11 protein-coding genes and 2 pseudogenes are annotated in these 22785 nt (G+C 62.5%); 7 read left to right on the top strand and 6 right to left on the bottom strand.

The genetic code is table 11. The features are described from left to right. Positions 1–114: 114 nt before the first annotated feature. Entirely contained in the window at positions 115–1728 is a 1614-nt protein-coding gene (locus V9L18_RS19350; protein WP_337348778.1) for a phospholipase D family protein, read from the top strand. Positions 1729–1812: 84 nt separating this feature from the next. Here the strand turns inward: V9L18_RS19350 and V9L18_RS19345 are convergent, their stop codons facing one another. Continuing rightward, positions 1813–2484, bottom strand: coding sequence for a hypothetical protein (locus V9L18_RS19345; RefSeq protein WP_337348777.1), 672 nt, complete (start codon positions 2482–2484; stop codon positions 1813–1815). Positions 2485–2707: 223 nt separating this feature from the next. Here V9L18_RS19345 and V9L18_RS19340 point away from each other — a divergent pair, with 223 nt between their 5' ends. Next, the gene (locus V9L18_RS19340; protein WP_337348776.1) at positions 2708–3262 is read left to right on the top strand and encodes a hypothetical protein; all 555 of its coding nucleotides are present in this window, start codon (positions 2708–2710) and stop codon (positions 3260–3262) included. Further along, positions 3259–6141 carry an ATP-binding cassette domain-containing protein gene (locus V9L18_RS19335; protein ID WP_337348775.1) on the top strand — a complete coding sequence of 961 codons (2883 nt, stop codon included), beginning with the start codon at positions 3259–3261 and terminating at the stop codon, positions 6139–6141. Before V9L18_RS19340 ends, V9L18_RS19335 begins: the two co-directional genes overlap by 4 nt. Here V9L18_RS19335 and metH read toward each other — a convergent pair. Next, the gene (metH, locus tag V9L18_RS19330) at positions 6131–9781 is read right to left on the bottom strand and encodes a methionine synthase (RefSeq protein ID WP_337348774.1); all 3651 of its coding nucleotides are present in this window, start codon (positions 9779–9781) and stop codon (positions 6131–6133) included. The two genes, V9L18_RS19335 and metH, sit on opposite strands and share 11 nt — an antisense overlap. A 520-nt stretch (positions 9782–10301) precedes the next feature. Between metH and V9L18_RS19325 the strand changes: the two genes are divergently transcribed. From V9L18_RS19325 to V9L18_RS19315, 3 genes are read left to right on the top strand one after another with little or no spacing between them, the layout of a single operon-like run. Further along, on the top strand, positions 10302–12167 hold the full coding sequence (locus V9L18_RS19325; RefSeq protein ID WP_337348773.1) for an AAA family ATPase: 1866 nt from the start codon (positions 10302–10304) through the stop codon (positions 12165–12167). 55 nt (positions 12168–12222) lie between these two features. Beyond that, positions 12223–13068 (top strand): sensor histidine kinase, encoded by an 846-nt coding sequence (locus tag V9L18_RS19320; protein ID WP_337348772.1) that lies wholly within the window; start codon positions 12223–12225, stop codon positions 13066–13068. Next, positions 13049–14464, top strand: a complete 1416-nt coding sequence (locus V9L18_RS19315) for a phosphotransferase (protein ID WP_337348771.1) — start codon at positions 13049–13051, stop codon at positions 14462–14464. The genes V9L18_RS19320 and V9L18_RS19315 overlap by 20 nt, the downstream gene beginning before the upstream one ends. On the opposite strand, the pseudogene V9L18_RS19310 reads toward V9L18_RS19315, so the two are convergent. The 4 genes and pseudogenes from V9L18_RS19310 to V9L18_RS19295 all read right to left on the bottom strand — a co-directional run. Further along, positions 14461–14730 (bottom strand): annotated as a pseudogene (locus V9L18_RS19310) (ABC transporter ATP-binding protein); the annotation flags it as partial. The gene V9L18_RS19315 and the pseudogene V9L18_RS19310 overlap by 4 nt on opposite strands. A 225-nt stretch (positions 14731–14955) precedes the next feature. Continuing rightward, complete coding sequence (locus tag V9L18_RS19305) at positions 14956–18483, bottom strand: hypothetical protein (protein ID WP_337348770.1); 3528 nt, start codon at positions 18481–18483, stop codon at positions 14956–14958. A 554-nt stretch (positions 18484–19037) separates the two neighbouring features. Then, positions 19038–20000, bottom strand: a pseudogene (locus tag V9L18_RS19300) (ABC transporter ATP-binding protein); the annotation flags it as partial. Positions 20001–20071: 71 nt separating this feature from the next. Beyond that, the gene (locus tag V9L18_RS19295) at positions 20072–21628 is read right to left on the bottom strand and encodes an amino acid permease (protein WP_337348769.1); all 1557 of its coding nucleotides are present in this window, start codon (positions 21626–21628) and stop codon (positions 20072–20074) included. Between the two features lie 443 nt (positions 21629–22071). Between V9L18_RS19295 and V9L18_RS19290 the strand changes: the two genes are divergently transcribed. Next, on the top strand, positions 22072–22428 hold the full coding sequence (locus V9L18_RS19290; protein ID WP_337348768.1) for a hypothetical protein: 357 nt from the start codon (positions 22072–22074) through the stop codon (positions 22426–22428). The last annotated feature ends 357 nt before the right edge of the window (positions 22429–22785 follow it).

Genomic DNA, 22785 nt, shown 5'->3' with positions numbered 1-22785 from the left:
CCTCCGGAATTGGCGGGACGACGGCACCACCGGATGACATTGACCGGCACAGTCGTAGGCTACTGGTAGGCCGGACGCCCAATGACGGGCCCCGGGTCCCGAAGGGAACGACGAGTGGACAGTAGTGCTGGTTACTGGTTCTTGAGTGCCGCCGAGTGGGGCAATGCAGCCACCGAAGTGCACACAGGCAGTGGGGAATCGCAGTCGTGGTCGGAGGGGAACCTCGTGCGGCCCCTGATTCACGGTGCCACCTATTTCGCCCGGCTGCACGAGGAACTGTCCGCCCTTGAGGCGGGAGACCGGGTGTGGTTCACCGACTGGCGTGGCGACGGCGACGAACGGCTGACGCCCGACGGGCCGGCGATCGGCGAGGTGCTGGCGCGGCTGGCCCGGGCCGGAGTTGAAGTGCGCGGGCTTGTCTGGAGGTCCCACGGAGAGCGAGTGTCTGCCCCCATGAGCAACCTGTCCAACGAGCACCTCAGCCGCCAGATCAACGACGCCGGCGGCGAGGTGCTGCTGGATCAACGGGTGCGCCTCTTCGGCTGCCATCACCAGAAACTGTTCGTCATCCGCAATCGTCAGGACCCTTCGCGGGACGTCGCATTCGTTGGCGGGATCGACCTTTCCCACAGCCGCCGGGACGACGCCGACCACATGGGAGACCCGCAGGCTGTGGACATGGATCCCCGGTACGGGAAACAGCCGCCCTGGCACGATGCCGCACTGGAACTGCGCGGCCCGGTGGTGGCGGATGTTCTGAAGCTGTTCGCGGAAAGGTGGGATGACCCCCATCCTCTGGACCGTCGCACTCCATACCGGATGCTGCTGCAACGCCTGGCCGACATGCCCCGGCACCCCGAACCCCTGCCGGAGACTGCGCCGCCCCCGCCGCCGGCTGGCCCTCACGCCGTGCAACTGCTGCGCACCTACGGCGTGAAGCATCCGCCGTTCCCGTTCGCACCCCATGGTGAGCGGAGCGTTGCCCGGGCCTATACCAAGGCTTTCGGTCTGGCCCGTTCGTTGATCTACATCGAGGACCAGTACCTGTGGTCGGCTGAGGTGGCAGAGGGAATCGCGGCGGCCCTCGAACAGAACCCCGGTTTGAACGTGATCGCCGTGGTGCCCCGCTACCCGGATTCCGACGGTGCGCTGGGAGGGCCACCCAAGCGGCTTGGGCAACTGCGCGCCATCGATAGGATGCGCCGCGCTGCGCCCGACAGATTCGGCGTGTTCAACCTGGAGAACAGGGCCGGGACTCCGATCTATGTCCATGCCAAGATCTGCATCATCGACGACACCTGGTTTACGTGCGGGTCAGACAACTTCAACCGGCGGTCCTGGACCACGGACAGCGAGCTGACCTGCGCGGTCATCGACACCTCTGATGGCCAGAAGGAAGCACCCGAGGCACGCAATGGTTCCGGGGCTTCCCGTCCCTTGGCCCAAGGACTCCGGCTCCAGCTCTGGGCCGAACACCTGGGCCTAGACCAGAGTGATCCCCGGCTACTCGATCCGGCGGACGGCCTAGGCCTGTGGAATGCCGCTGCCGATGCCCTGGACCATTGGCACAAGACCGGCGCCCGCCCACCCCGCCCTAGGGGACATGTGCGGCACCACACGACCGAACCGGTGACGCCCCTCCAGCGTCTCTGGGCGGACCCTGCGTACCGCCTGGTGGTGGACCCGGACGGCCGCCCTCGGAAGATGCGCGGCACTACACAGTTCTAGCCGAGGACTATTTTGCTCCTGCACGGCGACGGCCCCAGTGAATTGGGGTCCGTACAAGTTCACAATCGCTGAGGGATCCGCGAGTTAGGCTGGCTTCCCCGGGTCGGCGCTCCGGCGGAGCTGCCGTAGCAGCGCAGCCCCGGTTGTCAGCTCCACGACGTAGACCAGCAGGGGCGGCAGGTCACCGGTAGCCACCAGGACGCCGGCGAAGACTCCGGCCCCGCCCACATTGAGCCAGCCCGGCCAGCGCGGGTCCTGTGGCAGGGCGCCGGAATTGGTGTGAGCACGCGCCCGTGCTAAAAGCCCGCCACCCAGGGCACCCATGCCGGCAAGACTCAGCCCCATGTACCCCTGAAAGGGCCAGAAGGGCATATTCCCCAACGCGAAGGCCTCCGGATCCCTGTATCGCGCCTTCAGGTGACCCAGGAACAGACCAGCTCCCGCGACCCACGCAAGTGCGGCGCCTTGGGCAAGCCGCTGCCCCGCCAAGGGTTCCTGACTGCCCCGCCCGCTTCCCGTATCCCAGTGACGGGCGAGCATCACCACGCCAACGGGCAACGCAGCTGTGCCTGCGGCCAAGAGCATTTGCTGGGTACTCCACTGCCCAGGGTCCGCCAGCAGAATGGCCAGTTTGCGCTGCGGGTCTCTTTCGACATACACACGCGAGACTGGCATGAAGGCCCCGGCCAGGAACGTTGCCGATCCCGCCACCATGACGGCCGCCGCCGTCGCATCTCCGCGAATTCGCCGAGCCATGGGATTACGGTAAACCTCGACGTCGGCAGGCACAAGGTTGCGAATTGGCTCACAAAAAGCTCCTGCTACGCAGTGCTGTCGCCTGCGTGGTTGCGGTGTGGCCGCCCGCCGAAAGGGAATGACGCCTGCTGATGCAGGCGTCATTCCTGGATTCAGTGGAGAAGTAGCGTCACACAATGCGACGGCATCCCGCTCCTGACCAGCAACGCCCTACGCTTGACACGTGACTTTGACTACGATCCGCACCGCCGCCGCGAGCTCCCTCGCCGCCGCAGGTCTCCTGTTTACCCTCGCCGCCTGTTCAACGCCGGCCGCCACCCAGCCAACCACCTCTGCACCGGCCTCCACGGCAGCGGCCTCCTCCGCCGCCGACGGGCCCTGCACCGGCGTGAAGGTCATCGTCGACTCGGGATCCCTGAAGCAGGCAGCCGCTGACAAGTCCGTGTGCGTGCCCGTGGACGCGAAGACCCCCGCCTCCAAGGTGCTCGAGGAGGCAGACGTGAAGACTGTAGGCACCACGCAGTACCCCAACGAACTCGTGTGCCGCGTGAACGGCGTGCCCGCCGCAGACTTCGAGATCGTCCACAAGGGCGGCACGTACAAGGAAGAATGCAGCGGCATGCCCGCCGCCTTTGCCTACTGGTCCCTCTGGGTGAAGCCCGCCACCGGTGACTGGGCCTACGCCCAGGAAGGCCTCGCCACCCTGCAGGTCAGCCCCGGAGAGAGCCTCGAACTGCTCTACACCGTCGACGGTGAACCGGCCGCCCCGAAGGCATGACCTTTCGACCCGCGCCGCTACGTGCAGCGGCGGCTCTCGCCGTCGTCTTCATCGCGGCGCGGGTCATCTACCGCATCCTTTTCAACGGGGCGGGCATCGGTGAGCCGGTTTTGCTTGACCTGCCGCCGGTGCGGCTGCCAGCCCCGTACGCCCATGTGGTCCTCCTCGGCCCGCTAACGGGACCTGGGCTGTGGCAGGCAGTTCTGTCCGCCCTGCCGATCGCCGGGATCATCCTCGGTTTCGGCATCCTCAACGCCTGGGTGGACATAGCCCGCGGCTTCGTCCGCCTGGCCCGCGGCGGCCCCCTGCAGGGCTTGGCCCGGACCCTGGTGGTGGCCTGGGCGGCGCTCCCGGCGCTGGCCGACGCCGTCACGTCCGTACGCCTGGCCTTCCGATTGCGGGGTGAACGTTTCGGAGCCCGGGCCCTGGTCCCCGTGCTCGAGCGCACCCTTGAGCACGCAGGCCGGGTGGCCGCGGCCTTGGAGCTGCGCGGCTTCGGGAGTAGGGCAGCACACCAACCCGGGCACGACGACGGCGGCCCGCTTCTGGTGCGCGACGCCCAGTTCCGCATTGGTGACGCGCGGGTGCGCGTGGCGGGGTTTGCGCCGTCGAGCGGGTCAATTTCGGTCATTACCGGGCCCACGGGTTCCGGCAAATCCACCATCCTGCGGGGGATCGCAGGCCTTCTCTCACACGTTGACGGTGGGGAAATCTCCGGCACCGTGCGCGTCGGGGGAACAGACCGCGCCACCACGCCGCCGCGCGATACCGCACGGCTCATCGGCGTCGTCCTGCAGAATCCCCGCGCCGCTTTCGCCTCCACCCGGGTCCGGGACGAAATCTCCCTCGCGCTTGAGCTGCGCGGCATGGCCTCCGGTACCGCCAAGGAACGGGTCCTGGAAGTCGCGGAGCGAATCGGGGTGTCGGCACTGCTGGACCGGAATGTCAGCACCCTCTCGGCGGGTGAGGCAACGCTCGTAGCCATCGCCGCCGCGGTGGTGCAGCATCCGGCCCTGCTCCTGGTTGATGAGCCCCTGGCCGACCTCGACACCACAGCACGCCGGCGCGTCATCACAGTACTCAACGCCCTCGCCCGCGACGACGGTGTCTGTGTCATCGTGGCAGAGCACCGGGCGCAGCAGCTCGTACCGGTTGCCGATTCCTGGTGGACCATCGACGACGGCGCCTTGGTACCAGGTGCCGCGCCCTCCCCTCCTTCGGCCCCTGCCGCCCGTCCAACGCCGGTACAGCCAGCGGAGCACGCGCCGGTGCTGACGGCGGCAAACGTCGCGGTGCACCGCAAGGGCAAGCCGCTTGTCCTCGACGCGTCCCTGACCCTGCACCGCGGTGAAGTGGTGGCCCTCGTGGGCCCGAACGGTGCCGGGAAATCATCCCTCCTGGTGGCTCTCGCCCTGGGTGAAGGAACAGTTGGCGGAACAACGGTCGACGGCGGGACGGTCGACGGCGGCCGGGTCGCCCTCGTCCCGGATGCCTCGGACGACCTCTTCACCAGGGATACGGTGGCGGGAGAGCTCCGCGCGGCCGAGCGGCGCCAGGTGCGCGCTGCGCGGCAGGCTCGGCGTCACGCGGGCCGAAGCAACCCAAGCCGGAGCAGTGACCAGCTTTCCCCACTGCCCGCGGCGTCACGCCTGGCCCGCTTGCGCGGTGACGTCCGGATTCCCATTGGGGATGAGCATCCCCGGGACCTCTCGGCAGGAGAGCGGAGGATCCTTGCGATTGCGCTGCAGACCATGGACAGCCCCCAGGTACTCCTGATCGATGAGCCCACCCGCGGACTCGATCCTGCGGCGCGCACCGCGATGGCGGCAGCGCTGCGGGCGGCAGCGGACTCCGGTGCGGCGGTCCTGATCGCCACGCACGACCTCGACTTTGCCCACGGCCTCGGTGCCCGGATCCTTCCGATGACTGACGGCGTCGTGCCCTCTTCCGCACCGGCCAACGAGCCCGAACCGCTCCTCCCGCTCCCCCGGCAGGCGGGTGCCGGCCCGAGGCCACGGGTCAGCGAACCCACAGATACCCAGGGCGCGGCAAGGCAGCGCGGCATCCGGATGCCCCGGGGCGTCGAGCTCGCCGTCCTCGCAGCCGCAAACCTTCTGGCACTCGCAGCGTTCTGCTGGCCGCTGCTCGCCGCGGCCTTCCCGGAGGACGCTGCCGCCGCCCTCCCGTACGCGGCGCTGGCGATTGCGCCGCTCGCCGCCGTCGCCGTCGTCGTCTCCCTGGACGGGTCGGTCCGCTCCGCACACACGGTGGCGTTGCTCGGCGTCCTGGCCGCCGTCGGTTCCGCGGTGCGCGTGGCGAGCACCGGCGTCGGGGGCGTGGAGGCAGTCTTTATCCTGCTGATCCTGGCCGGCCGGGCGTACGGTGCCCGTTTCGGCATGCTCCTCGGCGCCGCCACGATCGCCCTCTCAAGTGCCTTGTGGGGTGGCATCGGGCCGTGGACACCGTTCCAGATCTTCGCCTGCGCGTGGGTGGGTGCGGGGGCCGGCCTGCTCCCCCGGCGGGTGCGGGGCAAAGCCGAACTGTGGATGCTGGGCGGCTACGGTATCGTGGCGTCGTACGTGTTCGGCCTGCTGACCAACCTGTGGTTCTGGCCGTTCGCGGTGGGCGCCGGCACCGGCATCTCGTACGCGCCCGGCGCGCCGCTGGGCACGAACCTAAGCAGCTTCCTGCTCTACTCGCTGGTGACGTCGACGGCGGGTTGGGACACCCTGCGCGGCATCACCACGGTGGTGGGAATCGCTGTGGTGGGGCGGGCCATCCTCGCTGCGCTCCGGCGGGTGAAGCCGGTCTCCAGCGCGGGCGGAAGGGTCAACGGACACCCTGCCCAGGCCAGGGACCAGCACCAACTCACACCTTGAAGTACTTCGCCTCCGGGTGGTGGAACACGAACGCGTCGGTGGACTGTTCGGGGTGCAGCATCAGCTCATCGCTGAGGATCACGCCCATCCGCTCGGGCTTCAGCAGTTCCGTCACCTTGCGGCGGTCCTCCATGTCCGGGCACGCGGGGTAGCCGAGCGAGAACCGGGCACCGCGGTAGTCGAGCTTGAAATATCCTGCCGTGTCCTTCGGCTCCTCGGCCGCGAAGCCCAGTTCCTTGCGGATGCGTGCGTGCCAGAACTCCGCCAGCGCCTCGGTGAGCTGCATGACCAGGCCGTTGAGTTCGTAGTAGTCGCGGTACTGGTTGGCGGCGAACATCTTGGACGTGAACTCTTCGATCTTCGAACCGGCGGTGACCAGTTGCACCGGCAGAACGTCCACCTGCCCCGATTCGCGCGAACGCACGAAGTCGGCCAGGCACAGGTGCCGGTCGCGGCGCTGGCGCGGGAAGTTGAAGCGCAGCCGGTCGGTGCCGATCGGACCGCCTGAACCGCCGTCGGGGGCGAGGAGACCCGCGGTGCCGAGGACGCCGTCGCGATCCTCCCCGTGGTGCAGCACCACCACCTGCTCCCCCTCGGAGACCACCGGGAAGTAGCCGTAGGCGACGGACGCGTCGAGCATTCCCTCGCCGAGGATGCGGTCCAGCCAGTAGCGCAGGCGAGGCCGGCCCTCGCGTTCCACCAGTTCCTCGTAGGAGGCGCCGTCCTCGCCGCGGCCGGGCTTGAGCCCCCACTGACCCATGAACGTGGCGCGCTCGTCGAGGAAGGCCGAGTAGTCGTGGAGGGCGACGCCGCGCACGATGCGGGTGCCCCAGAAGGGCGGCGCAGGCACGGCGTTGTCGGCGGCGACGTCGGAACGGCCGGGCATGGCCTCCGGTTCGGTGATCGTGAACTTCGCGCCTCCCTTGTGGATCCGCTTCTTCAGCGGCGGCAGGCCGACGTCGTCCGGTGACTCGCCGCGGGCCACGCGGACCAGCGGTTCCATGAGGGCAAGGCCCTCGAAGGCGTCCTTGGCGTACCTGACCACGCCGTCAAACTGCTCCGCCAGGTCCTGCTCCACGTAGGCGCGGGTGAGGGCGGCGCCGCCGAGGATGATGGGCCACTTCTTCGCGAGGCCCCGGGACTGGAGTTCGGCGAGGTTCTCCTTCATCACCACGGTGGATTTCACGAGCAGCCCGGACATGCCGATGACGTCGGCGTTGTGCTCCTCGGCCGCGGCCATGATCTCGGCGATGCCCTGCTTGATGCCGATGTTGATGACTTTGTAGCCGTTGTTGGTGAGGATGATGTCCACCAGGTTCTTGCCGATGTCGTGGACGTCGCCGCGCACGGTGGCGATCACCATGGTGCCCTTGCCGGAGGAGTCGGACTTCTCCATGTGCGGCTCGAGCAGGGCCACGGCGCTCTTCATCACCTCGGCGGACTGCAGCACGAACGGCAGCTGCATCTCGCCGGCGCCGAAGCGCTCGCCCACCACCTTCATGCCCTCGAGCAGGTTGTCGTTGATGATGCCGAGCGGGGTCATGCCCTCGCTGCGGGCCAGGTCGAGGTCCTCTTCGAGGCCCTTGCCTTCGCCGTCGATGATGCGCCGCTCCAGGCGCTCGCCGGTGGGCAGCGCCGCAAGTTCCGCGGCGCGCTGGTCCTTCAGCGCTGCGGTGTCGACGCCGGCAAACAGGTCCAGCATGCTGGCCAGGGGGTCGTACGTGAGGTTGCCGTCGGCGTCGTATTCGCGGCGGTCATAGACGAGGTCCAAGGCGACCTTGCGCTGGTCTTCCGGGAGGGAGGCGAGCGGCACGATCTTGGCGGCGTCGATGATGCCGCTGGTCAGGCCGGCCTGGACGGCTTCGTGCAGGAACACGGAGTTCAGCACCATGCGCGCTGCCGGGTTCAGCCCGAAGGAGACGTTGGAGACGCCGAGCGTGGTGTTGATTCCGGGGTACTTCGTGGTGATCTGGCGGATGGCCTCGATAGTTTCGATGCCGTCGCGGCGGGTTTCTTCCTGGCCGGTGGCGACGGGGAAGGTCAGCGCGTCCACGATGATGTCCTCGACGCGCATCCCCCAGTCGCCCACCAGGGCGTCGACGAGGCGGGAGGCGATGGCAACCTTGCCTTCGGTGGTGCGTGCCTGGCCCTGTTCGTCGATGGTCAGGGCGATCACGGCCGTGCCGTGTTCCTTCACGAGCGGCATGATGCGCGCGAAGCGGCTGTCCGGGCCGTCGCCGTCTTCGTAGTTGACGGAGTTGACCACCGGGCGTCCGCCGATGTGTTCGAGGCCGGCCTGCAGCACCGGCGGTTCGGTGGAGTCGATGACGAGCGGGAGGGTGGAGGCCGACGCGAAACGCGAGACGACCTCCTTGATGTCCGCCACGCCGTCGCGCCCTACATAGTCGATGCAGACGTCCAGCAGGTGCGCGCCGACGCGGACCTGCTCGCGGGCGATGTCCACGCAGTCGTCCCAGCGCTCTTCCAGCATCGCCTGGCGGAAGGCCTTGGAACCGTTCGCGTTGGTGCGCTCGCCGATGGCGAGGTACGCGGACTCCTGGTCGAAATTCACGTGGTGGTAGAGGGAAGCGATGCCGGCTTCACGCTCGGTGGGAACGCGGGAGCCGTCGGCGCCCCGGCCGCCGCTGGTGACCGCGGCCGCGGTGCGGAAGGGGGCAAGACGTTCGACGACGGCGGCCATGTGTTCCGGCGTCGTACCGCAACAGCCGCCCACCAGGCCCAGGCCGAATTCGCGCACGAACTGCTCGTGCGCGGTGGCGAGTTCGGTGGGCGAGAGCGGGTAGTGCGCGCCGTTGGGGCCGAGGACAGGCAGGCCGGCGTTGGGCATACAGGCGATGGCCACGGAGGACTGCTTGGACAGGTGGCGCAGGTGCTCGCTCATCTCGTCCGGCCCGGTGGCGCAGTTCAGTCCGATGGCGTCGACGCCGAGCGGCTCGAGGGCGGTGAGGGCAGCGCCGATTTCGGAGCCCATGAGCATGGTGCCGGTGGTCTCGACCGTCACCTCGACGAAGATGGGGAGGCGGATGCCGCGGGACACGATGGCCTGCTTGCAGCCGTTGACCGCGGCTTTGGTCTGCAGGAGGTCCTGGCTGGTTTCGATGAGGAAGGCGTCCGCTCCCCCGTCGATGAGGCCCTCGGCCTGGAGGGCGAAGGTCTGCTTGAGGTAGTCGTAGGTGGTGTGGCCGAGGCTGGGGAGCTTGGTGCCGGGCCCCATGGAGCCTAGGACCCAGCGCATGCGTCCGTCTGTTTTTTCTGCCGCTTCGGCTCGGTCGCGGGCGATCTCCGCGCCCTTGCGGGCGAGTTCCTCGATGCGGTCGTCGATGCCGTAATCGGAGAGGTTGGACCAGTTGGCGCCGAAGGTGTTGGTTTCGACGGCGTCGATGCCGGTGGCGAAGTACGCGTCATGGATGTCTGCGAGGACGTCCGGCCGCGTGGCGTTGAGGATCTCGTTGCAGCCTTCGAGCCCCAGGAAGTCGTCCTCGAGCGAGAGTTCCCGGCCCTGCAGCATGGTGCCCATGGCGCCGTCGGCAATGACGACCCGCTGGTTCACGGCGTCCAGCAGCTCCTGGGCGCGGGCAGGGCGGGGCACGGACTCAATATCAAGAGCAAAACGGGGCATCTAAACAGGTTACGTGCGACACGCCGAAACATTGCTTCGTGTTTCGGTGTGCTACGGCGGGGGGGTGAGCGGGCGGTTCAGCATTCTCCCTCACGGAAGCCACTCATATCGGGGCGCACGATATCGCGCTGTTTGGCCCGTGAGGCTCCTGGCCTAACGCCGTGCTCGGCGTTGCCATGATTGTAGTCCACCCGCAATTCACCGCCACCAGTCATATGCCTGCTTCGACTCGTGAACAGCCTGCTGAAGCGCTTTGAAGTAGGGGTCGTCGTGGTCGTACGTAAGGTGTCGTCTGTTGCTAGCTAGCCCGACTCTGCAACCCCATTGGTCACCCGGTGGATAGTTCGCGAACTGTAGGCGGAATGCATCATTACACCTCTAGGACTTATATCCCTTGGCGGTGGCCCCCACGAATCGACGTGAACTTTTACGGTCCACACGAAACGCCAATACTGCCCGCACAAACGAATGTGAGACCCGCCATGGCAAGATGAATTGTCACAGAACATAGGAGCGCGCGTTGCGTATTGAGCGGTTGCAGGTAGAAGCCGAAGGATTCTTGGCGGGCTTGGATGTGAGCTTGCATGAAGGCCTAAACGTCATTATCGGCGCTCGAGGAACGGGAAAGACCTCTATCGTCGAACTCATTCGCTTTTGTCTTGGCGTAGGATCCTTCACTGAAGATGCTGGGCTAAGGGGTAACCAACAGGCTGTGGCGATCCTCGAAGGGGGCGCGGTAACTCTCACTATCAGGGATGGTGACTCAACATACTTGATTACGCGTTCCGCGTCTGGTCATGTCACCACTACCGCCGGTTCTGACAGAATCGCCTGCACCGTCCTTGCTCAGAGTGAAATTGAGGCCGTCGGTGCCCAAGCATCAGGGCGGCTTCATCTAATCGACCGATTTAGGTCAAACCAAGACGCCACTGCTCAAAAGATGGAACTCCTTCGGGCGCAACTAAGTAGTCTCACGGTGGAACTGGCGGGACTTCAGACAGAAGTGTCCGGTTTAAGCGAGGAAGCTGCGGGAATTGCAGAGATAACCGCCGAACTATCGGACGCCAAGACGAAACAGCAGCAGATGTTGGAAGCGTCGCGGACCTCGAAAGAACAGCAGGACCTACTAAAATCCCTGCAGTCCGCTGGCCAAACCCTCGCCGCGCAGGAGTCCATACTGACTCAAGACAGAGCCCAGTCAACTCGATTTGAGCTTGATTTGGAGCGTTTGCAGGCAAGCGTCCCTTCGCTGCTGCAGCGCTGGCCTGAGTACGCCGGGCCCGACGCTCTAGCCGAGTACCGCCCCGCTGTCGCCGAAATTTCTTCCTTACTTGACGCCGTATTTCGACATGTAGCGCATATATCCACGGGCATATCGCAGGCGGCCGCGAGCACTTCCCAAGCGAAGGCAATAGTCGATCAAGAGAGCCGCAAGATCAGGCAGATCTTGGAGTCCGCCCAGGCTGGGATCGGACACACGACACGGCTAGTAGCTGAGCTTGAGGAACGCAGCGGTCAACTGCAAGCAGTCCATGGCCTACTGAAAGAGCGCCTCGAAAGACTACGGTCCGTTACCGCGGAGCGTGATCGCCTTTACGAATCACTCGACGAAGTCCGCGATCAGATATTTAGTGAAAGATCAGCCATAGCGGAGGACCTCAATGACAGACTGTCGCCAATGGTACGTATCCGCGTCACCAAGTCGGAAAATGCTTCACAATATCGAGCCGCGATCATCGCTGCTCTACGAGGTAGTGGCCTTCATTACAACTCGATCGCTCCCCGACTAGCCCGCGAGGTGTCTCCCCAGGAGCTCGTGACTTGGGTCGAAACGCAGAACTTCAACGCTCTGAGCACGGCGTTGGGAATCTCCGCTGAACGGGCGGGAGCCATAATAAGCGGTTTGCGTAATCAGGGAGCTGCTGATGTGATAACGGCGGTTATCGACGACGGCGTGGGACTCGATTTACTCGACGGCCCCGAGTACAAGTCGAGCGATAGATTGTCCATTGGACAGCGATGCACCGCAGTTCTTCCCGTTTTGCTAGGTCACCATGGAGACCCACTAGTTCTGGATCAACCTGAGGATCACCTGGATAACGCCTTTATCGCCTCGACACTCGTTCAGGCTCTTCGCCGCAGGGAGGCCGGAGACCAGTTTATTTTCACATCACACAACGCGAATATCCCGGTATTAGGCGAGGCCGATTGGGTTGTCGTCATGGACTCTGATGGCGAAAAAGGATTCGTTTCTCATCAAGGTTCGCTCGAGGACGGACAAATCGTTTCAGCCGTAACGCGCATCATGGAGGGCGGAAGCAAGGCCTTTGCCGCCCGAGCAGCGTTCTACGATCGAGAGGGAGTCGCTGACCTTGGATCCAGCTGATCCCTTTACTTTGTTGGCATCAGGCAGATCGCAAGATCGGCTACGGGGTGCACGCATGATTGCTGAGGCTCAATCACAACCGTCGCTTTCCCGCGTGCGCAGAATTCGAGCTACCGAGACTGACTCCTGGGTGCGCGTGGCATTGGACAGGGCAATCGCGAAATGGGAACAGGCGAACGGTGGCCAGGACGTTGGCGAGGCATGGATCTCAATTCCGAGTGAAGAGCTGGAGGATGCTAGGGCCGAAGCGATTCAATCCGTGACGCAAGTTATTCTGCACGAGATTCGACCTTTGGTTACGGATATAAATAGTGCAGTGAAGGCATCGCTAGGTAAGGAATACCAAGGCTCTCTGGCGTCCACTCGTATCGAACGTCTTAAAATGTTTCTAGCGACCATTCATCGACTGAACGAAGCCGCAGCGGCACCTCGTTTCCTAGAGTTTGATCTCGCCGGTCTAATCATGGAAGAAATTCATGCGGGCGGCTTCACGAACAAACAAGCCGTTGCATCACGAACCGAACCAGTCATTGCTAAGGGAGACCCAGGGTTGTTGCGACTGGCGCTTCAAAATGCTCTTCGTAATGCAGTGGAAGCAAGTGAGTCGACCCAAAAAAATGTCGTGATCAACTGCGGTGTTAGTGATACTCAGGTGTGGGTGGCTGTGCTTGATGAAGGAGTGGGCCTGCCTGAAGCAAGCGAAAGAGTCTGGGAACCCGGGGTTACCAAGAAATCAAAAGATTCGCATTTCGGCTGGGGACTGGCAATCGCGCAGCGGGCGATTCATTCCTTGGGTGGCACGATTCGGCTTACCCCAAGAGAGCGTGGAGGAACATCATGCGAGATTCGGTGGCCCTTGCCAAAGGAACAAGAGGGGAAACATGCAAATCTTGCTGATTGAGGATGAGGATAGAAGCGCTCGACAGGCTAAAGAGGTCTTTGCTAGAGCGGCTCCAAATTCTGTAGTTGTCGTAGCAGGCTCTCGTGACGACGCACTGGCCGCCATGAAAGGGCAAGGCTATGACCTGATTGTCTGCGATTTGCGTATCCCGCCTACGAGCACTAGCGCAGATGTGAATGAAAGCCATGGGCTTGCAGTGCACGCCGCTGCCCGAGAGTTATGCCCCGGGACACCTTTAGTTTTCTTGACCGCTTTCGCTACCCCGCGAAATACGCGCGCTCAGCTGTCCGCTGGCGGAACTCAAGACATCTACGGTTACAAGAATTACCCTATGGTCCAGCTCGTTGAAAAAGACGATCTGGACGAGTTCGAGGACTTAGTAGATACTCTGAATCGAGGGCTCGTCACACTCGAGAATCTATGCCAAGTGGAATCCGGTGAGATGTCTGATGCAATGTTTCTACGGGCGGTTCGAATGTATGCCCTTCAGATCAATATGTCAGAAGTCAAAGTGCATCCGATCGCCGGCGGCCTTTCAGGCGCTTCTCTCGCACGAGTAGAACTATCATCACCGCACGGCGGCAGAGCGAATATTTTCATGAAGGTCGTCCCCTTCCAAAAAGCCTTAAAGGAACGTAGTGCCTTCGAAGAATTTGTTCCTAATCGGTTGCAAACTGGATTCTTTGCCCCTGCACTCTCACCCATCACGGCGGGACTACGCGGGCAAGCGGCTTTGCTTTCCAGTCTCGCCGAAGGCTGCGTCTCCATGTTTGAGGTACTTGACAAAGATCCAAAACGTGCGGCGTCAGCAGTAAGGAATCTCAAGGAAGCAACCAGGACTTGGGTCCACCATAGCCCTCCAGAAGCTACCAACGTGGCAGAACTGCGCCGCCGCCGCATTCTCGATGAAGAGCTAACTCCACTGCCCGCCTCGAATCACGAGTTGATTAGTGGTGACCCTCCGGTGGTGCCGATGAAGACGCGAGTTTGCCACGGCGATCTTCACGGGGAAAACGTTCTCGTGACAGCGGATGACCGACCAATTCTGATTGATTTCGGTGATCTTGACTTAAACGTGGCCCCGCTAGATCCCATAACCCTTGAGTTGAGCATAATATTTCACAAGGCTGGACCTGCTCGGTTTGATAATTGGCATCAGGACGCGAAGTGGGAATCTTGGGCTGATGTTGATGTTTTTGCCAAGGACTCACCATTCGAAGAGTTTATTCGCGAATGCCGTGCTTGGGCATTGGAACAGGATGACGAGGAATCTGTATATGCATGCGCCTACGCCCATGCCATGCGTCAATTTAAATACAAGGACGTCGACAAGCACATAGCGACCGCCATTGCTCAATCCGCCTATTCTTCCTTGGTCCGAAAACCAGACACCTAAACCTCCGCCGCAGGAGCCGCGAACTGAGCTTCATACAAGCGCGCATAGGCCCCACCCGCGGCCAACAGCGAAGCGTGCGTCCCCTGCTCCACAAATTGGCCGGCCTCCATCACCAGTATGAGGTCGGCGTCGCGGATGGTGGACAGGCGGTGCGCGATCACGAAAGAAGTCCGGCCAGACCGCAGCGCACTCATCGCTTTCTGCTCCAGCACCTCAGTCCTCGTATCCACTGACGACGTCGCCTCATCCAGGATCAGCACCGACGGCCGCGCCAGGAAAGCCCGCGCAATCGGGCTCTTCACGGTTCGTGGTGAACGTTCTGCCGTGAAGGATGTTCATGCCGCTGTTCTGGCGGCACTGCGCATCAGGATACGCGTTTTGTAGTTGCGTGCGTTGGTGAATCCCCGGCCAGCCCTCTTTATGTGCTTTATCGGCTCTTCATGGCGGTCTTGCCGGGTTGGGAAACTACATCTAGAGTCGCGTCACCCTAACTACGAGTCGAGCCCTTCCAAGAACCGACGAGCCTCATCATCGTTACGACGGCCCTCATCGCGATAGGACTCCGCGACAAGTCGAAGCGCGGCGGCCGTTCGCGGATATGTGGCGTCGACAAGCAGTGCCCATGCTTCGTAGCCATCCGCGAGCTCATATTCCTGCTTCCCGCCTTCCGTCATGCCCCTCGAAGTTACCCCCCGCTTGTTGTGAAGGCCGATTGTAAAGCCACGTTCCAAGCGATCGTTTGGCGCCGACTCAAGAACATCTCGCACAGGTCGAGTGGGGAAAGTCCCGTCGGGATCGCTTGGCGCGTAAGCGAACACTTCGCCAATCTGCAGCTCCCCGATCTCAACGCGATCGCTGTCCGCTAGACGAACTCGTACGTCGTCTAGCCAAGCTTGTAAGGCGGCACCGTCCACGGTGCCGTCTGGTGTCGTACCAGGTACGACATGCCACTCACGCAGCAGCCGATATGCATTTGCAGCTAATGCTGCGTTGACTTCACGCGGCTCACCACGCCTCGAATTCGCCGGTTTGAACGCCAGTTCGATAAGACTCACGAACCATGTCGGGTCGCGCGCGAGAAGACGCTGAAGTGACAATGCTTTGGATTCGTAGTGCAGAGCGGGAAGAAACTTCCACTCCAAGCGGGCAATCTCCGTATCATCAACGACGTGCGACCGGACGTAGTTTAGGAGCTTAGTCAAGTCGTGCTCCTTAACTCGACCCCTTTCTGCGTCCTCAACTGTTCCGAACTGGTTCAGAGCGTCCATGACGATGCTGACGTCAACATCACCTGCGAGACGCTCGGCGAACAAGCTCAGGGTGTGGACAGCCATCGCGACCCGACCGTGGCGCAGAAGCTGGCGGGCGACTTCGTTGACGTGCTGAAAATCCGCGCCGCGTCCGTAGGGCACGAACTCGGCCCAATAGGCGGCATCTACCTCTTCCCCCAGCGCTGAGAGAAGGTCCCACGCCTTTGTGACGTCCAAGATGGTGTCCAAAAGACGAGCTTGGACAATGGGGCGGTCACTGAAATGCTCGACCCAAGGGCGAACATCTTCGACGGTGCCAGCGAAACGATCGCGAGCGAACCCGTCTGCAAACTGGACGCGTTGGCCGTCCTCACTGTCTAGGAAGGACAGCGCTTCAGCGTCGTGCAGTTCGTCGATTTCTGCCGCGGCTTGACCCAGCGCCCGGGGAAGGGATACCTCGCTCGCTAGCTGCACCATAGCGTCAAACCCTTGCTCATTAATAATCTGCTCTGCCGCAGCTTCGCGCGCCAGCTTTACAGCGGCGTCGTATGTGGCGAAGTCGTCGCTAACAGAGATGCCAATGTTTGGGGTCCAGTCGTCAAAGAGCCATCGGTAAGCTTCGGTTGGACGAGCGGGCTTCAAAGCTTCGGCGACAGCTTCCAGGGGCACCAGCCATCTATCAGGAAGCGACCACTCCGCGTCGGGATACTGCCGATGTTTCCGCACGAAGTCTTCAATCGCGTCCCAAAGGGCGGTGACTACCTCCGGCTCTAAATCCTCCCGGCGAAGAAGAACCAGTCTTGCTAGCACCGCGCGCTTTCCCTCGTCCGGCAACCGATCGAAAGCCCCGACAACCTGTATCCACCGCTGTGGTTCTTCATCGGACACCTGGACGAGTCGTTCCGAGATTACATCTAGGAAGCTGAAGAGTTCCGCGTAGGTAGCGGTTCGCTCTTCGGGTACGACCCAATCGCGGAAGCGCGGCTTGTAGGTGTTCATACCGACTTCTGTCTGACCGGGAAGGAGGCGGAGCATCAACTCCCATGTGACCTCCCTGTGGCGATGAAGCAACGCATCAAGAGTCATCACGCGGCTCTCTGCTGGCGCTGAAGTCTGGGGCAACCAGGGACGAAAAATGTCGCGCAGACTAGCTGCAGGTCGATTGCTAAGCTTGCCGCCGGGATCAATTTCGGCGAGCGACGCAAGGACCTGAGCGGCGAAGCCCATGTGTCGGTTCGACCACGCAACACACTCCAGTGCCCAAAGGAGCCCTGTGTGGGGACTGCTTGCATGCCAACTTTCATCCTGGTCTTGGAAGAGCTTTCGAAGTAGTGGCTCGGAGCCGCTGGCCGCATCGGCGACCGCTCGAAGGAAGACGTCAGGTGCCGCTTCAGCCAGTAGCGGTATCACATCATCCATAGATGCCCACAACTGCGCGGAGTTGTCCTGATTAGCCCGACTTACCAATCTCCAAACGACGCGCTCGGCCCATTGCCTCGCGGAACGCCCCCCTGGTAGGCGAACCTCGTCACCCCGACTCCCGAGCAGCGCCACCGAACGTGCTAAACCCTTGCGCAAGTCGCTAGAGTGAACCCTGGTCTTTCCGTAGACTGCGGCGCTCCACCGGTCCTCGGGAGGCAGTTCCAGACGTGGGTCAACTGCACCGAGCACGTTTTGAACGGCGACCTCCAAAGCATCCAGGTCCGTCTCGCGAATGCTGTGCCGAGCGGTTCGCCAAGAGTCCTCGGGTGCTGCAACAGCCCATGTCCCGCCAACCCGCGTGAACATTGGATCTGCTTGGCGAGCAACGGCTTCTAGTTGCTCCGCAAGACTTTCTTGATCGATGCCTGTGAGGCCCTCCAGAATGTCCACATCCCCACTCCGCAGTTGGCTCCAGGCACCAGCAAGCCATGCACGGCGCAGCGGGCGTTGTGCAAGGTCCTGCGTCCACTGATCCGGGTCGAGCTGACCAAATCTAGTTGCCACTCTCTGGAGGGCGAGCAAACTCTTAACGCCAGCGCGGGCGAACCTGTCCAGGTCAGCTTCATTCACCCCGGCCTGACGCAGCGCTGCATGAAGGGACAGGTGGTCGAGAGGCAGCAATTCAATTTCCGCGTCGCCATCCGTGACGACGAAGACAACATGATGGTTCTGCACGAGTTGCGCCTCGCGCTGGAGGTTCTCTTCGTATGGCAAAAGGATCAATAGGCTTGATGTGCTGTCTAGACGTCGCAGGGATAACCCGTCGTGCACAAGCAACGACCGTGAGAGCATTGGTTCGGATTGCTCTATGCCTTGTGCCATCATGGCGCACGCGGCGAACGCTAGGCCGTCATCGACACTCGCGGCTTTGATGAACGTCCGACCGACGTCCACAGCCAATCGTCGAAGCAGGGCCGCAGCGCTATCCTCGCGTCCAGCAAGCACCACATCCGGTGTAAGCAGTGGGTCGAAACCGTTTGAGAAGCGACGCCACCATTCTTCGATTGTCGCCACGCCAAGCGCAGGCATGTCCAACAGCTCAGACAGCCAAATGCGTACCGCTGCAGCCTCCTCCAGCGCCTGCTCGATGTCGTCTGCGTCGAGGACCCTGACATCGCGCCACTGCCCTTCCTGCCGACGTCTGTCCTCCCAGTCCTTCTTCCTTGGCCACCGACGAGGAGTGACAAAGACGAATGTTGCCGAGGCCTTATCGATTCGAAGTGAATCAGCCGAGCGAGTGTTGTAGTCTTCTGTGGCTTTTCGAGTGGGGTTCTCGCTCGTGCCCATCTCCCAGACGCTGAGGCCGTCCGGCACAAATGAAGTCGCACGCGTAGCCTCCACCACGCCGTCAAACCCGGGGAGTCCAACGCCCTCCCCGCCGCGCATCTCGACGCGTTGGACCTGGTCGTTCTCGTGCCGGATGAGCCTCCGGACAAGACGAGGAAGGTCAGCCTGTGCCGACCGCTGATCGGCCCATCGCTCAAGATCAGTCGCGTCCGCTAGATGTGGCCGCCCAACCCCATTTGTCATCGCTTCAACCTCCCCCCGTATAGAAAGCCTAGATGTTTTCCCGCGTCCTGTGGACGTGCAAGCCCCCTTATCTGAATTTCTCTCCCTTCCCGGCGGCTCGCCCCTGCATTGTCCGCCGCGCCGCGAGCTTGCGGAGACGTCATGCCGTCAGCCCCGCGTGGAGTATGTCCGTCCTTTGCTCCGACATGCCGCGCTGGCAGTGAGGGTTCCCCAATCAACGCATTCTCCCCGATGGAGAGAAGATACTGGCACCCGTACTCATTCGACTGATGCCCGATAACTTCCTCGCTATCTAGACCAAACCCTAACGTTTAAACCTCCGCCACAGGAGCCGCGAACTGCGCCTCATACAAGCGCGCATATGCCCCGCCCGCAGCCAGCAACGAGGCGTGCGTCCCCTGCTCCACGACCTGGCCGGCTTCCAACACCAGGATGAGGTCGGCGTCGCGGATGGTGGACAGGCGGTGCGCGATCACAAAAGAAGTCCGGTCCGACCGCAAAGCCCGCATAGCCTTCTGCACTAGCACCTCGGTCCGGGTATCCACCGAAGAAGTGGCCTCGTCCAGGATCAAAACAGAGGGCCGGGCCGGGAACGCCCGCGCAATCGTCAGCAGCTGCTTCTCCCCGGCTGACACGTTGGAACCCTCGTCCTCCAAAACCGTGTCGTACCCGTCGGGCAGTGACCGCACGAACCGGTCCACATACGTCGCCCGCGCCGCCTCCAAAATTTCGGATTCAGTAGCCCCAGGCCGCCCGTACGCGATGTTGTCCCGGATGGTCCCGCCGAACAGCCACGTATCCTGCAGCACCATCCCCAGCCGAGAGCGCAGCTCGCGCCGCGGCACCGAGGTGACATCCACGCCGTCGAGCGTTATCCGCCCCGCATCCAGCTCATAGAACCGCATCATCAGGTTCACCAGCGTGGTCTTCCCCGCCCCGGTGGGCCCCACAATCGCCACCGTCTGCCCCGGCTCCGCCACCAAAGAAAGCGAGGAAATCAAAGGCTTATCCGGCGAGTACGAGAAGGACACATCCGAGAACACCAGCCGCCCCCGCCCCGCGCCATCAACAGAAACACCCGAAGAAGGATCAGCAGACTCCTCATCCTCATCCAGCAACGAGAACACCCGCTCGGCGCTCGCCACCCCGGACTGCAGCAGGTTAGCCATGGACCCCAGCTGCGCCAGCGGCATGGTGAACTGCCGCGAGTACTGGATGAAGGCCTGCACGTCGCCCAGCTGCATCGCCCCGGACGCCACCTGCAGGCCACCCACCCGTTACTGACCTGGGGAAGAGAGCGAAGCCGGGTGCAATTCTCACCCAGCTTCCCTCTGTTCTGGCCGAGTTACTGGGTGGCGCCCCTAGATTCGTCCTCGACGTCCTTAGGTGCCGTGAGATCCATCTCGAGCAGCGGCACTACTTTGGACTTGGTGATGTAGCGGTGACCCAGCCATAGAACGATGAAGACAGGCAACCCGATGTAGGAGGAAAGCACTTCCGCGGACCGGCCTGCAAGCACAGCCTCGTAATTCTGTCCCGCGATGACCAGTATCAGCAGGGCGAAGGCCAGCAGTGGGCCAATAGGGAACAGGGATGCCTTGTACGGCAGGTCGCTGACTTTGTTTCCCTGGGCCAGGAAGCCGCGCCTGAAACGGTAGTGGGAGACCGCGATTCCCGCCCAGACAATGAAGCCGCATAGGCCAGACATGTTCAGCAGCCAAGAATAGGCCGCACCCTGCCCGACGATCGCGGAGAGGAACCCGAAGAGTCCGACGGCCGCCGTCGCGAGCAACGCCGCGACCGGCACACCACGCGCATTGGTTCGGCCGAAGATCTTCGGGGCCATGCCGTCGTGGGCCATTGCGTAAAGCATCCGAGTGGAGGCATACAGTCCGGAGTTGCCCGCGGACAGGATTGCAGTCAGGATCACGGCGTTCATCAAGGCCGCCGCGAAGGCGATTCCGGCGCGATCGAAGACCAGGGTAAAGGGCGATGATGCGATATCGGACTCACCGGAGGCCAGCAGGCTCGGATCCGTGAACGGGATGAGGCAGCCGATGATGAAGATGGCTCCAATGTAGAAAAGCATGATGCGCCAGAAGACAGTGCGGATAGCCTTCGGCACCTCGCGGCGCGGGTTCTTCGCTTCGCCGGCGGCGACTCCGACGAGCTCGGTGCCCTGGAAGGAGAACCCGGCAACCATGAAGACCGAGATGATCGAGACCCAACCCCCGTGGAACACGTCTTCGCGGTTTTCCCAGTTGCTCAGTCCCGGAGAGTTATCCCCGAGGATGCCGAAAATCATCAGCACCCCGGCGATCAGGAAGAGCACCACTGCGCTGACCTTGATCAGCGAGAGCCAGAACTCCGACTCACCAAAGGACTTGGCCGAGAGGGCATTGAGCCCGGTCAGCACCAACAAGAAGATCCCGGCCCACACCCATCCCGGGACCCCCGGGAACCAGAAGTCCATGATGATTCCGGCCGCGACCAGCTCCGCGGCCACCGTGATGGCCCAGTTGAACCAGTAGTTCCAGCCGATCGCGAACCCAAAGGACGGAGAGACGAAACGGGTGGCAAAAGACTGGAACGAACCGGCAACCGGAATTTTGGCCGACATCTCGCCCAGTGACTGCATCAACAGGAACACCATCAGCCCGACCAACGCGTAGCCGGCCAACGCACCGCCGGGACCCGCCTGGGAAATGGTGCTGCCCGAGGCCACAAACAGCCCGGTACCGATCGCTCCGCCAATGGCGATCATCTGCAGGTGGCGGTGGTTTAGCCCGCGCTTGAGTTCGTTGGTGGATTCGCCGGAAGCGTGAACTGCCCCTATCGCAAGGGAAGACCCCTCTGTTCCATCGGGCTTGGTTTCTGCGAGAGTTCCGTTCGGTGGTGTCATGCAGCACCTCCCTTGGATATGGTTGCGGGCCGGGCCGGGTTCCCAGTGCCAATAGCGGCTCGACCGGTGCAGGCGTCTGCGACTGCCGTGTCGAGCGGATAGGCCGCAATAGCCCGATCACTTCGTTGTGTGTGGGAGCCAAGTCCCATGGTGCCTCCGAAAAGGTAGCTGCGGTGAATTTGGGCCTTCCGAAGCCTTCAGGCCGGAAGGACGGTGATCAAGCTAACACACGCAAAGGAAGCGTCATTTGGCGTGCCGAATGTTGCACGTCCAACGGGTCAAGTCCTTATTCATACGTGGTGGCAATCCAATCTGAGCGCAAGAGTTGCTGATTTGATCTGCGCTGGTGACTAAGCAGCTCTGATGATCTGCTATGAGCGCGTCGGTAGGCGACGACAGCCAATGCCACTGGTGGCACGAGTGGCAATCGGGATAATCATCAGATGACTGATTCGCTGGACCTGCATTCTTCAATCCTTGGTGAGGTCCGGAGGATTTTTGCTGATTCGGAGCTCGCCCAGACCTTGAGGCCGGGTGAGATCTCGGTAGTAGATGGAAACGTTGTGGTTCTCTATGACGGCTTTTCCCATGATTCGAGGGGGCCGTTCGGGGCACAATTTCAGCTGCCGAAGGCCGAGGGCGATGAAATCTGGGATTCCTACTCGGATAAATACGGTGGCGTCCATGATTGGGCAGCGTATGGAGTTGTATTTCGAATTCTGGAAATCTACGAAACGTCCTTTGAGAAGATCCGTCCTGAAGGGCTCGAAGGGACTTGGTGGATCGAAGAGGTCGTATAGCCCGTCGTTCACACGACGACGGCAACGATGATGCCCCTAAACCTCCGCCACCGGCGCCGCGAACTGCGCTTCAGACTGCCGACGTCACAGCTACGCAGACGGGAGGAAAAAAATGTGGGTCAATCCAGAAACATCGAGAGGCGACTTGGTCAACATGTACGCAGTGGAAAGATCACACCACAGCAAGCAGCCGCAGCCACCCGCATTCCAGTCACGGGAGGAAAGACACAGCGCGAAATCGCAGAGCAGCAAGTCATCGATCGTCATGGTGGCATCCAGAATCTCGACAACTTAGTCAATCCGATCGGGCCCAACCGATATGGCTTATGCCTAACCAGCCCTACATTCGATAGTCGA

This window comes from Pseudarthrobacter sp. CCNWLW217, assembly GCF_037203985.1.
Lineage (GTDB): Bacteria > Actinomycetota > Actinomycetes > Actinomycetales > Micrococcaceae > Arthrobacter.
Note: the sequence above shows the minus strand (reverse complement) of the source record. Positions and strands in the feature narration are given on the sequence as shown.

Excerpts from the sequence above, each read along its gene's own strand:
- V9L18_RS19290 (WP_337348768.1), top strand. The coding sequence starts at position 22,072 with ATGACTGATTCGCTGGACCTGCATTCTTCAATCCTTGGTGAGGTCCGG.
- V9L18_RS19345 (WP_337348777.1), bottom strand. The coding sequence starts at position 2,484 with ATGGCTCGGCGAATTCGCGGAGATGCGACGGCGGCGGCCGTCATGGTG.
- V9L18_RS19335 (WP_337348775.1), top strand. The coding sequence starts at position 3,259 with ATGACCTTTCGACCCGCGCCGCTACGTGCAGCGGCGGCTCTCGCCGTC.
- metH (WP_337348774.1), bottom strand. The coding sequence starts at position 9,781 with ATGCCCCGTTTTGCTCTTGATATTGAGTCCGTGCCCCGCCCTGCCCGC.
- V9L18_RS19305 (WP_337348770.1), bottom strand. The coding sequence starts at position 18,483 with ATGGGCACGAGCGAGAACCCCACTCGAAAAGCCACAGAAGACTACAAC.
- V9L18_RS19315 (WP_337348771.1), top strand. The coding sequence starts at position 13,049 with ATGCAAATCTTGCTGATTGAGGATGAGGATAGAAGCGCTCGACAGGCT.
- V9L18_RS19320 (WP_337348772.1), top strand. The coding sequence starts at position 12,223 with ATGATTGCTGAGGCTCAATCACAACCGTCGCTTTCCCGCGTGCGCAGA.
- V9L18_RS19295 (WP_337348769.1), bottom strand. The coding sequence starts at position 21,628 with ATGACACCACCGAACGGAACTCTCGCAGAAACCAAGCCCGATGGAACA.